At 37.6% G+C, this 12369-nt stretch carries 9 protein-coding genes and 1 tRNA gene; 2 read left to right on the forward strand and 8 right to left on the reverse strand.

The window, feature by feature from the left end; all coding sequences use genetic code 11:
• Nucleotides 1-2: 2 nt before the first annotated feature.
• Complete coding sequence (gene melA, locus HPY74_08810) at nucleotides 3-1325, reverse strand: alpha-galactosidase (GenBank protein NSW90758.1); 1323 nt, start codon at nucleotides 1323-1325, stop codon at nucleotides 3-5.
• A gap of 241 nt (nucleotides 1326-1566) precedes the next feature.
• On the opposite strand from melA, the gene HPY74_08815 reads away from it, so the two are divergent.
• On the forward strand, nucleotides 1567-2397 hold the full coding sequence (locus HPY74_08815) for an AraC family transcriptional regulator (protein ID NSW90759.1): 831 nt from the start codon (nucleotides 1567-1569) through the stop codon (nucleotides 2395-2397).
• 1 nt (nucleotide 2398) lies between these two features.
• Here HPY74_08815 and HPY74_08820 read toward each other — a convergent pair.
• Nucleotides 2399-2474 (reverse strand) — tRNA-Val (locus tag HPY74_08820).
• Between the two features lie 237 nt (nucleotides 2475-2711).
• Between HPY74_08820 and HPY74_08825 the strand changes: the two genes are divergently transcribed.
• Nucleotides 2712-4544 carry a DUF4153 domain-containing protein gene (locus HPY74_08825; protein NSW90760.1) on the forward strand — a complete coding sequence of 611 codons (1833 nt, stop codon included), beginning with the start codon at nucleotides 2712-2714 and terminating at the stop codon, nucleotides 4542-4544.
• A 118-nt stretch (nucleotides 4545-4662) separates the two neighbouring features.
• Here the strand turns inward: HPY74_08825 and HPY74_08830 are convergent, their stop codons facing one another.
• The 6 genes from HPY74_08830 to HPY74_08855 form a co-directional block, all read right to left on the reverse strand.
• Nucleotides 4663-5841 (reverse strand): cation:proton antiporter, encoded by a 1179-nt coding sequence (locus HPY74_08830; protein NSW90761.1) that lies wholly within the window; start codon nucleotides 5839-5841, stop codon nucleotides 4663-4665.
• Between the two features lie 24 nt (nucleotides 5842-5865).
• Nucleotides 5866-6213: a hypothetical protein gene (locus HPY74_08835; GenBank protein NSW90762.1), complete on the reverse strand. Its 348-nt coding sequence runs from the start codon at nucleotides 6211-6213 to the stop codon at nucleotides 5866-5868.
• A 153-nt stretch (nucleotides 6214-6366) separates the two neighbouring features.
• Nucleotides 6367-9129: a family 78 glycoside hydrolase catalytic domain gene (locus HPY74_08840; GenBank protein NSW90763.1), complete on the reverse strand. Its 2763-nt coding sequence runs from the start codon at nucleotides 9127-9129 to the stop codon at nucleotides 6367-6369.
• 208 nt (nucleotides 9130-9337) lie between these two features.
• Complete coding sequence (locus tag HPY74_08845) at nucleotides 9338-11509, reverse strand: RNA-binding transcriptional accessory protein (protein ID NSW90764.1); 2172 nt, start codon at nucleotides 11507-11509, stop codon at nucleotides 9338-9340.
• 88 nt (nucleotides 11510-11597) lie between these two features.
• Nucleotides 11598-11804 carry a hypothetical protein gene (locus HPY74_08850; protein ID NSW90765.1) on the reverse strand — a complete coding sequence of 69 codons (207 nt, stop codon included), beginning with the start codon at nucleotides 11802-11804 and terminating at the stop codon, nucleotides 11598-11600.
• Between the two features lie 10 nt (nucleotides 11805-11814).
• Nucleotides 11815-12267, reverse strand: coding sequence for a hypothetical protein (locus HPY74_08855; GenBank protein NSW90766.1), 453 nt, complete (start codon nucleotides 12265-12267; stop codon nucleotides 11815-11817).
• Nucleotides 12268-12369 lie beyond the last annotated feature (102 nt).

Below are 12369 nucleotides of genomic sequence, written 5' to 3' on the forward strand. Positions count from 1 at the left end.
TTTCATGTCCTGTGCTTAAACTGGGGCAACCAATCCTTGTTTGCCTCGAACATCTCGTCCACCATCGCTTTTATTTCCGACAGGCTCAATACTGCAGAAGTTAATGGATCAAAGCATATGGCATGGAATACTTTTCTCGGATCACCGGTTATTGCTGCTTCTACGGCTAATTCTTCACACCTTGCGCTAATATTGTTTAAAATTGCCAGGTGGTCCGGTAATGGTCCTACATGAATCGGGTCAAGCCCTCGTTTCGAAGCCAGAATGGGTACTTCTACGCAACAGCCTTCCGGCAGGTTGTCAATAAGGCCGAAGTTCCTGACATTCCCGTTAAATTCAAACATAGTACCGTCGCCTATGGTTGCATTAAAAATACTGGCTGCATACTCATGTCCTCTTTTTAAGTCGATCGTATCCCTATTTAACCATTCTTCTATATCCTTCTTCCATGTATCTTCTCTCTCAAGGTAATGCTTCAATATATAGGCATACTCTCCAGGATTCCAGCCTGTACCATGTGTACAATATTTCTCAATAAGATCGGGCCTTTTCCTAAACCAGGCATTATATTCCGAATTGTGCCCGCTAGACTCGGTAACATAGTAATCCAGGTGCAGGAACATTTCGTTTCTAACCTGTTCTTCATTATAAATTTCAGGTCTTTTAATAGCTTCTCTTATTAAAGGATAAGCGTCTTTTCCATTCCATTTAAATTCAAGATACCATGCCTGGTGGTTGATACCGGCACAAAGATATGTAATTTCCTCCATGGGTGCCCCAATCCATCTTGCCAGCATTTGAGCTGTTCCCTGGACACTGTGGCAAAGCCCCGTCAACTTAACCTTTGTTTCACCCTGCATAGCCCTGCACAGCATAGCCATTGGGTTTGTATAGTTTAAAAATATTGCATCCGGACAATAACGCTCTATATCCCTGCATATATCAAGCATTACCGGTATTGTCCTCAGTGCTCTGAATATTCCCGAAGGTCCCCTGGTATCTCCCACATTAATGTCAACCCCATATTTTTTTGGTATCTCAATGTCGTAGCGCCACACATGAACTCCTCCGGCAAGGATCGTACATACAACACCATCCGCATCTTTTAAAGCTTCAGCCCTGTCTTTGGTAGCAATTACTTTAGCCGGGTAGTTTCCTGCCGCAACAATTTTGTCTACAGCTTTCTTTATATAGGCAAGCCTTTCGTCATCAATGTCCATAAGTGCTATGGTACAATCATTAAACGCAGGGAAAGAAAGAATATCCCGGACAAGGGATCTGGTAAATCCAAAACTTCCCGCCCCTATAAACGCTATTTTCTTCATAAATTATACGCACCCCTCTGTTTTATATTTTGTTGTTTTCTTGTCTTACAAACTATGGTATTTTTATTTACAAAAATAAAACTTTACACTCAACCATAAACATGCTTTACTTTTTACTAACATGCTTTATTCCATAACTTAATTTTAACAACTTCTACTGACAAGTAAATGGAAATGTGCTATACTAATATGGCATAATGCTAGTATAAGCAATAATCGAAATAGGAGTGAATTGCCTTATATGATGGAAATTGTGCCTATTGAAAGGCTAAATACGACGGATTTAAATATGTATCAATGCGGTACAGAGAGATGCAAACCGGGACACTATTACGGGCCGGCAGTAAGAGACTATTTTCTCATTCATTATATTTCCGAGGGTAAGGGTATTTTCCAGGTAGGAGATACTATATATAATTTGAGCGGCGGGCAGGGTTTTTTAATATGTCCGGGGATAGTTACTTATTATCAGGCAGACTTTGAAGACCCCTGGAATTACTCCTGGGTCGGCTTTCATGGACTAAAAGCAGAATTTTATCTCAAGAAAGCAAACCTTTCTGCTGAAAACCCTATTTTTACATATAGAAAAGATAAATTTATAGAAAACTGTTTCAAACAAATGCTTGAATCCAAACAAATGCCAAAATCTAAAGAAATCAGGCTTTTAGGATTCCTATACCTTTTTCTTTCCCAATTGATAGAGGAAAACAATCAGCCACTTTTCCTGGAAGAAGATATTAACAGAAAGGAGCAATATGTAAAAAAGATAGTAGAGTTTATTGAAATAAACTATTCCAGGAAGGTAAGCATAAGGGAAATAGCACGCTATGTGGGCTTGGACAGAAGTTACATGGGTGCAATATTCAAAGAATACTTTAACACTTCACCTCAGAACTATTTAATAAATTTTAGAATAAACAAAGCCTGTACCTTGATGAAAAACCCAAGTTTATCCATAGGCGATATTTCCCGCTCGGTAGGCTATGATGACCCACTGTTATTCTCAAAAATGTTTAAAAAAATAAAGGGTATGTCTCCAAGGGTATACAGGAAAAAGAACATAATAACATAAATGGTGGGCGATGAGGGGCTCGAACCCCCGACTTTCACCACGTCAAGATGACACTCTACCAGCTGAGTTAATCGCCCTTGCATATAATCCTTGCATATAATATTATAAATGGATTTAATTTGTGTGTCAACTAATAATTTTCGTTAGGGTGTTACTATTATTGCAACTTTTTCTTGTACATGTTAAAATACATCTGTAGCATATTTAGCTGTTTCTGTATTTTATTTTCTGTACTCTGTATATTGATTTTCTATGGCAAAAATAGTAATATTATGCTGTAATATTATTCCGACTCAATTTCAAAGGATGAAGATATGAAGCTGATAAATTCAATTAAGAGCCTGATTGCCGGTCTTTATACCAGTATCAAACGTTTCCCTATTACAATAGGGTTAACAACGGCAGTAACAATAATGCTTATAATTATCAACCATAACCAGCGAAATTTTACAAATGAGTTAATTGATAGACTAACACGTATTACAATGCTCCTGGCTCTCGGAGTGCCACTTTCCCTTTGCATCAAACTTGCTTTTAGAAAACACGTAAACTTAAGCCTATTATATAAAGCTTCCATATATTTTGCCGGAATTATAGTACTTGTTTTATACTATTTCTTTTTACTACCGGACATTAAAATGGTTTCAGTCTCCAGATATATTGCCTTCAGTATTGCATTGTATCTTTGCTTTATTTTTATACCCTACATTTACAGAAGTAAAACAAACGGCTTAAATGCCACATGCTTTGAATTATACGTAATAAATCTTCTTTCCCGTTTCTTTGTCACGGTGATATATTCGGCTGTATTATTTGCCGGACTTGCAGCTATAATATTTACACTTGATAAACTCTTCTCCGTGCCAATACAGGAAAGATATTATTATTACACATGGCTTATTATAGCAGGCGTCTTTGCCCCCGCTTATTTCCTGGCCGGACTGCCATCGGAAAATCATGAAGTCCATCCCTCATACGCTCCGGGTGCTTCGGAGAAAAATGCCAGCAATTATCCCAAGCCTCTTAAAATTCTGCTGCTGTACATTGTAATGCCTATCATTGCGGTGTATACGGCTATTTTATACGTGTATTTTGCCAAAATAATAATTATCCTTCAATGGCCGGTAGGTTTGATTGCCCATTTGGTGCTTTGGTATTCTTTAATAAGTACAGGTGTAATATTCCTTGTTTCTCCTTTGAAGGACGAAAACAAGTGGGTGAAAAGCTTTATTTCCTGGTTTACCAAAATTATTATACCTGTCATAGCCGTTATGTTTGTTTCAATAGGTATAAGAGTAACGGCTTACGGTATAACTGAAAACAGATATTTTGTAATACTTCTTGGGCTCTGGGTGTTGGGAATGATGATCTATACAAGTTTCACAGGAGCAAGGAAAAATATTGTAATACCTGTTACTTTGGCCTTGGTTGCCGTATTATCCGTATCAGGACCGTGGAGCAGTTATTCTTTATCCAAATTTAGCCAGAATAAAAGGTTTGAAGGTATTTTGGAAAAATATGGAATGTTGAAAGACAATATAATTGTGAAACCGGAGGTTGAAGTGGCTGAAAGGGACAGGATTGAGTTAAGCCAGATTTTGATCTACTTTGAGCGATCCCACAAATTAAGCGACATAAAATATCTTCCAAAAGATTTTAAAATAGAGAATATGGAAGATATTTTTGGGTTTCCATATCAATACAATACTTATGATATCCAGAGACGAAAATACTTTTTTTATAACGTATCCGAATGGTCAGAGCCTACCGATATAAGAGGTTACGATTATATGATTGACTCTAGGGGCCTGTATTCGGAAACCGGGCAGTTCATTGACAAAATGCGTATTAAATATGACGTGAATTCTACTATTTTCCAAATATTCCATGAAGATGAAAGTATATACAGTAAAGCCTTATCGGATTTTGGCATACAGCTATATCATAGGTTTGGAATAGTTGAGAAACAGATGGCTGAAAAACAGAAAATAAGCCAGGAAGACATGTGCTTTATTGAAGAAACAGACGAGGTAAAATTGAAATTTATATTTCTTAATGTATATGGGGAGAAAGATTTATCTGCAGATAAAGTTACCATAAACTCGTTAGAATTCTACCTTTTAGTTAAAATTAAAGAGGGTGAATAGAGTGGTCTGAATTCTTTGCCTTTAAACCAGTTATACATTGCTTCCGTCCATAGAATCTCCGCCTTCAGAACTCCCGCCTACAGGGGCGGGAGAATTCTTGACACTTAAGAAGGTTGAATTATGACCTTGTTTGAATTTCGCCGGCTCCTATAAGGGCGAGTTTAGTAAGCACAGGTCCCACAAGCTCGTATATAAGCGTTGCAAATAATACAACAGTTCTAATAGAGGCACCAAATTCAGGTAAAGCACTCTGGGCTACAAGGGATAAACCTATGGCAACACCTGCCTGAGGTAAAAGGGTTATCCCGAGATATTTCTGTACTGCAGGAGGTGAATTAATAATTCTAGCTCCAATATAAGCCCCAAAAATTTTACCTATTGACCTGGAAATTATATAGCCTATACCTATCAAACCTACGCTTTTTAGGATACTTAGATCCAAATCTGCTCCTGATAAGGTAAAGAAGGCTACATATATTGGAGGTGTAAATTTATCAATCAAACCAAATACCTTCGGTGAATTAGTTGTGAGGTTAGTCAGTACTCCACCCATAGTCATGCATAAAAGCAGTGATGATATGTTAAATTTAGTTGCCAGAGCAACTCCTAAGAATACCATTGCAAGTGTTATACCAAGTAATTCTTCATCCCCTCTTACTCTAGGGGCAATATAAGATAATACAAGCCCAAGGATAAGCCCAATAATAACCGCAAATACTATCTCCCATACAGGTTTAATGATGGATGCCGCCAGTGAAAAATTCCCTTGAGGCATATGTACTGCCTTTACAGCAGCTATGCACAGGCCGAATACTATAATACCAACAGCATCATCAATGGCCACTACCGGTAATAATGTATCTACAACCGGGCCTTTAGCTTTATATTGCCTTACAACAAGCAGGGTTGCCGCTGGTGCAGTAGCTACTCCAATGCCTCCTAAAACTAGTCCCACTGCTATACCCTGTCCAAAAATTAAGACTATTACAGCTGCAACAGCAGCAAAAGCCGATAGGGCCTGTATCACTGTAAGAGTAATAATCCCTGAGCCAAGTTGTTTTAAATGCTTAAAACTGAACTCACTTCCAATACCGAATGCTATCATTCCTAATGCCGCTTCAGATACAATTCCCATATGTGTTACAGTGGCTTTCGGTATAATCTTTAAAATACTGGGTCCAATAATTAACCCCCCTACCAAATAACCCGTTACATTCGGTAATTTGGCTAATGAAGCAAGCTTAGCCGTCAAAAGTCCCACTAACAAAACTATTGATATATAAAATAATGTGCCCATAGATGTCCTCCTTAAACTACCCTCCTAAATATTTTTATTAATACCTTCAATATAATTTACAGGTACTGTAAATAAAATCCCAATATCCGGTTGATTAAGGTCTCCAACAACTTTTCGTATACACCTGATACAAGCATTAACCTGATCATCTTCAAGCACGACAAATAAAGTCTTATTAGAAGAATGACCTTCATTTAAAATCATCCTTAATGAACCGAAAATCGGTATGTTCTCATTTCCATTTGAAATTAGCGCTCTTGCCATACCCATGCTGTCCAGTATGGTTGCTCCCTTGATACCGGCCTTCACAAAATTCTTCAGTAACTCATCAAGCAACTCCACTTTATTTAGCACAAATACCAGAAGCTGCATAATAGCACATCCTTTCTAAAATTAAATTCTTTTCGATTCTTTTTGATTCTTTTTGATTCTTTTCGCTTATGCAAAATTCATACTTTTTAAGTATATCACTTATACGCTATTTATCAAGTAGGAAGGACTTAGAACATAACATGCTATTTGCATTTACCACACAAATCTGTATTCCCCCGAACCTAATTCCAGTTTAATATCACCATCAATTTCCTCGCAGCTTAAAATCCCTTCTATCTCCTCACTCTTAACATGTTTACCATTTTCATAAAGATTATTTATATTTGCCCCGGGTAATATGACTTCTGCAGTTGTATTATGAGGTATACATACATTTATTTCCATAGTGCCTTCATTTCTTACCCATTCTGAAGTAACCTCCCCATAACATGTCTTAATTCCGGATTTTACGTAATCAAATTCTTTATTTGGCCTTGGTTTTATAATTATGTGCTTATATCCCGGCCTATCTTCATCTATATTAATTCCTGCAGCAACTCTATATAGCCAATCCCCAATAGAACCATATGCATAATGGTTGAATGAGTTCATATTTGGACTCCAGAATGAACCATCCTCCTTTATTCCGTCCCAATGCTCCCAAATAGTGGTAGCCCCCTTTGTTACCTGATAAAGCCAGGAAGGATAATCAGTCTGTGTCACCAGTTTATAAGCAATGTCATTACAGCCATTCTGGCTTAAAACATGACACAAATATGGAGTACCTACAAATCCTGTCGTAAGGTGGAATTTATTTTCCTCCAGGTATTTCACAAGGGTATCTATCGTCCGTTTTCTATCCTTTTCTTCAACAAGGTTGAACATCAGCGCCAAAACATGAGCTGTTTGTGTAGGTGCCGAAATACGCCCGTTCGGTGTAATAAATTCCTTTCTGAAAGCCTCAATTACATTCCTATGTAATTCACTGTACTCACAAACATCATCCTCTTTGCCCAGAACTTTTGCAGCTTTTACTAAAAGGCTTATGGAATAAGCATAGAAAGCAGTTGCAATGTAATCTTTTGAAGTGGCACCTGTATAACTTCCCTCTTTCGCATCAAGCCCAAGCCAGTCTCCGAAATGAAAACCGGTATTCCAAAGGTACTCATCATCACCCTGGGCTCTGATATACTCAACCCAGGACTTCATGCTTTCATACTGTTCTTCAAGGATTCTTTTATCACCAAAACACAAGTAAACTGTCCATGGACATATAGTGGCCGCATCTCCCCATGCCGAAGATGAATGATCATTTGGTCCAAGAACATGAGGGATTACATGTGGCACTCCTCCATTTTCCAGTTGATCTGCCTTTAAATCTCTCAACCACTTTTTAAAAAATAGCGCGGTATTCATGTTAAAACATGCTGTACGGATAAACACCTCCGCATCCCCAGTCCAACCCAAACGTTCATCTCTTTGAGGACAATCGGTAGGTACATCCAGGAAATTCCCTTTCTGTCCCCAAAGTATATTATGCTGAAGCTGATTTACAAGCTCGTTTGAACACTCAAATTCACCGGTCTGTTCCATATCCGAATGAATGACAATGCCTTTAAAATCTTCTATCGAAGGTTTCCCCGGATATTCAACCAATTTTACGTACCTAAAACCTTGAAAAGTAAAATGAGGCTCATAAGTTTCTACAGTATTTCCCTTTAAAACATATTCTATTCTTTGTTTTGCACTTCTTAAGTTTTCTATGTAAAAATTACCGTTTTTATCCAGGACTTCCCCATGCTGAAGTACCACCTTATCTCCTGCTTTACCTTTCACTTTGAATCTAACCCAACCAACCATGTTTTGCCCCATGTCAATAACTGTTTCACCTGATGGAGTTTCTATTATATTAACAGGTTTAATTTCCTCAATTTTTTTTACATACGGACCTTCCTGGGCAATAAGCACCTGTTTAGGTTTATCAAGAATCACAACCTCTTTCCAGTCTCCATCATAATAGTCCGGAGTGTCCCATCCTTCTTTTTCCAACCTTGCGTCATAAATTTCCCCATGGTAAATTTCGGACATTAATATAGGGCCTGTAGAATATTTCCAGCTTTCATCTGAAATAATAACATCTTCTCTTCCATCTTCATATGTAATATGCATTTGTACAAGGGCAGCCAATCTGTCACCGTATATATTTTTTTGCTTAGTCCATGCAAGATTTCCTTTGTACCAACCATTTCCCAATATAATTCCAATAGCGTTCTGTCCTTCATTCAGTAAAGATGTTACATCATAAGTCTGGTACTGTATACGTTTATTATAACTGGTCCAACCTGGAGTAAACAAATAATCTCCAACTTTTAAACCATTTATTCTAAGCTCATATAAGCCAAGAGCAGTTGCATAAACTCTGACTTTCTTTATCTTCCCGTCCAGTTTGAAACGTTTTCTCATATATGGACAGGGGTCTAATTTGCTATAGCCTGCAGTTGGCTCTGAGCCATCACTTTCATGTCCATGTGTTCCAGCACCGGTATTATAAACAGTGTCGGCAATGTCAGCTGTGTTTATGGAAATCCATTTTGCAATCCATTCCTCCGGGCATAAGAGCCCCATTTCCCAATAAGCCGTTTCACTCCATGCTGATTCATTCCCTTTATTATCCCATATTTTTACCCTATAATAATACCTTGTGCACGATTCTAAAAGTTTCCCACTATACTCTACATGGACTGATTGATCAGAACCAACTCTGCCACTATCCCAAACAAGATTTGTAAAGGACATATCCTCTTTTGATACTTGTATGCGGTAAGCTTCTTGCATTACACTTCTTGCCATATTGTCAAAAGTTCCTGCTTCAATAACCCAACTAAGTCTTGGCTTTAATATATCCAATCCTATGGGGTTCTTCATGTATTCACACCTAAGGTTGCACACTTTTAATTTATTCGCATCATTAGTCATTATATCCCTCCTGTTCCATTAATTTAATCATAATATGAAATATGTCTTGAATAGCTTTCTGACATTTTCACATTAATTATATAGCTTAGGATATTAAGACTCAATGGCTTAGCTAAAGTTATGACGGATTAAATCAAATCAATAGTTTTGGAGACAATTGACAATAAGTTAGGAAGTCATGGAAGAGTCATTGAGTCACTACAAAAAATTATACACCCCTCATACTAAGGCTGATTCTTTTCCTTTCAACGTCTACGTTCAGCACCCTTACCTTTACTATATCGCCTACTGATACAATTTCCATAGGATTACGGACAAAACAGTCACTCATCTCAGATATATGCACAAGCCCATCCTGATGAACACCAATATCTACAAAAGCTCCAAAATCCGATACATTTCTTACTGTACCTGTTAATACCATCCCGCTCTTAAGATCCTCTATTTTCATTACATCATTACGAAAAACAGGTTTTGGCATTTCATCCCTAGGGTCACGCCCCGGTTTTAAAAGTTCTTCTACTATATCTCTTAAGGTAGGTACTCCAATATTTAGAGTATCGGCAATATTCAGGGTTTTGGCAATATTCTCAATACCTTTTTCCTCAATTTTCTTTCTCATATCACCCAGTTTTCTGTTTTTGACATCCTCAATACTATATCCCATAAATTTAAGAAGCTTTAACGCCGCCTGGTATGATTCAGGGTGAACAGCAGTATTGTCCAAGACATTTTCTCCTTCAGGTATACGTAAAAATCCGGCACACTGTTCAAAAGTTTTATCCCCCATTCTTTTTACTTTTTTAAGTTCATCCCGGCTTTTAAACTTTCCTTTCTCCTCCCTGTACTCTACAATATTTTTTGCCAAACCTGCATTAATCCCCGATACATAGGAAAGCAAAGATGGAGAAGCGGTATTTAAGTCCACGCCAACCCTGTTAACACAGTCTTCTACTACACCCCTCAACGATTCATCAAGCCTTTTTTGGTTCATGTCATGCTGATACTGCCCAACACCAATTGATTTAGGATCAATTTTCACCAATTCTGCAAGCGGGTCCTGTAATCTTCTGGCAATAGATACGGCACTTCGTTGAGCTACATCAAAATCCGGGAACTCTTCAGCACCAATCTTTGAAGCCGAATAAACCGATGCTCCGGCTTCACTAACTATAATATAGTGTACTTTTCTATCAATTTCTTTTAAAAGCTCTGCAATAAACAGTTCACTTTCCCGGGAAGCCGTTCCATTTCCAATAGATATTATATCAACTTTATATTTGTCTATCAGATATTTAACAATCTCTTTAGCCTCTTCCACTTTATTCTGCGGTGGAGTAGGATAAACCACAGCAGTATCAAGCACCTTTCCTGTTTCATCAACTACGGCAAGTTTACATCCTGTCCTGTATGCGGGGTCTAATCCCAATACAGTTTTACCTTTTACAGGCGGCTGCATCAACAGATTTCTAAGATTCTCCCTGAATACTTTCATGGCCTGTTCTTCCGCTTTTTCAGTTATTGCATTACGTACTTCATTCTCAATTGAAGGATATATTAATCGCTTATATGCGTCCTCTACTGCTTTTTCAACGTATACCGACGTTACTGAAGGCGGCTTCTTAACCGTTTTTTGTTTTATGGCCTTAATAATCTGCTCATCGGGTACTTCAATTTTAACCTGCAAATACCCTTCCTTTTCTCCCCTGTTGATTGCTAATACCCTGTGTCCGGCAATTTTGCCAACCGGTTCCCTGAAATCGTAGTACATCCTGTATACTGAATCCTCATCCTTTTTTGATTTGGTTACAATTACACCCTGACTGAAAAACGTTTCTCTGATAATTTTTCTGTATTCCGCATTGTCGGATATTTCTTCAGCAATGATATCCATTGCCCCGTTAAGGGCATCGTCGATATTATTCACATCTTTTTCCGGATTAATAAAAGGTTTAACTGTCTCTTCCAGTGAACTTTTAAGTTTTCCCTGCAGTAATATAATTCCTGCAAGAGGCTCAAGCCCTTTTTCTCTGGCAATAGTAGCCCTTGTACGTCTCTTGGGTTTGTATGGCAGGTATATGTCCTCTACCTCCTGGAGAGTTTCAGCCTTTATCAGAGCATCGGCAATTTCATCGGTAAGCTTCCCTGCTTCGGCTATAAGCCTTTTTACATCTTCCTTCCTGGATTCCAAATTCCTCAAATAGACTAACCTCTCATACAGTTCCCTTAGGGTCTGATCGTTAAGTTCCCCGGTCATTTCCTTTCTGTACCGTGCAATAAAAGGTATGGTACAACCTTCATCTATAAGTCTAACTGCATTCTGTACCTGAAAAGGTTTCAGCTTAAATTCCTGAATAAGCCTGGTAATTATATCTACCATAGTTTTCCCCCTTGCAGCTGTCTTTTAAATGGTTTAAGTATAAGTATGAAAATATCAGTAGTGGCCTAATAGTTACATAGTCATTACTTCACACAGCACTATTAAATTGAGTATTATACAGCCTCGCATATACCCCATTGAATTGTATAAGATTCTTATGAATCCCTGATTCCCTTACTCCATCCTTATCAATAACAATAATTTCATCAGCTCCTCTTATTGTAGACAACCTGTGAGCTATAACAAGGGTTGTCCTTCCTTTAGATAATTCCTCCAGAGACTCCTGAATTATCATTTCTGTTTCATTAAAGCATAATAACCGAAAGAAATATATCCTCCGGCCCATGGTGATCAAGTTCGGTTATTTCATTCAGATCATTCATCATCCTGGACATTAGTTTACCTGTTCTAACATTATCATAGAACCTAAAGGATAAAGTTTGGAGATGGGAAAACAAATCTTTTCTCATATCATACTCCATCCTTATCCCCACAATATGTCCATTATGTCCATAATAATTGATAAAGTAATTTAGCAACATTTGTAATACGTACATCCCGATTAAAGAACCTATAATAGTAAACATCAAAGTAACATTGCCTTCCGGAATTACTTTCTGCAATAAAAAACGGGTAATTACCGGAAATATCAAATCTATTGATGCCATCGAAAAGGCACAAACCATGTCGGCAATAAATAATTTATGGGGTTTATAGTACGAAACAAATCTCTTTAATATCTTTTTTTTATATGCCATAAAAAAATTAATCTCCTTAAAATCAACTCAAGATTAATCCTGTATTATAATTACTCTACATTATAATTACTCTACATTATAATTACTCTACATTATAATTAC

Source organism: Bacillota bacterium (assembly GCA_013314855.1).
In the GTDB taxonomy this organism is placed as follows: domain Bacteria; phylum Bacillota; class Clostridia; order Acetivibrionales; family DUMC01; genus Ch48.

Bases quoted from the DNA above. Each gene is read 5' to 3' on its own strand.
- HPY74_08815 (NSW90759.1), top strand. From the start codon at position 1,567: ATGATGGAAATTGTGCCTATTGAAAGGCTAAATACGACGGATTTAAAT.
- HPY74_08845 (NSW90764.1), bottom strand. From the start codon at position 11,509: ATGGTAGATATAATTACCAGGCTTATTCAGGAATTTAAGCTGAAACCT.
- melA (NSW90758.1), bottom strand. From the start codon at position 1,325: ATGAAGAAAATAGCGTTTATAGGGGCGGGAAGTTTTGGATTTACCAGA.
- HPY74_08855 (NSW90766.1), bottom strand. From the start codon at position 12,267: ATGGCATATAAAAAAAAGATATTAAAGAGATTTGTTTCGTACTATAAA.
- HPY74_08830 (NSW90761.1), bottom strand. From the start codon at position 5,841: ATGGGCACATTATTTTATATATCAATAGTTTTGTTAGTGGGACTTTTG.
- HPY74_08825 (NSW90760.1), top strand. From the start codon at position 2,712: ATGAAGCTGATAAATTCAATTAAGAGCCTGATTGCCGGTCTTTATACC.
- HPY74_08840 (NSW90763.1), bottom strand. From the start codon at position 9,129: ATGACTAATGATGCGAATAAATTAAAAGTGTGCAACCTTAGGTGTGAA.
- HPY74_08835 (NSW90762.1), bottom strand. From the start codon at position 6,213: ATGCAGCTTCTGGTATTTGTGCTAAATAAAGTGGAGTTGCTTGATGAG.
- HPY74_08850 (NSW90765.1), bottom strand. From the start codon at position 11,804: ATGATAATTCAGGAGTCTCTGGAGGAATTATCTAAAGGAAGGACAACC.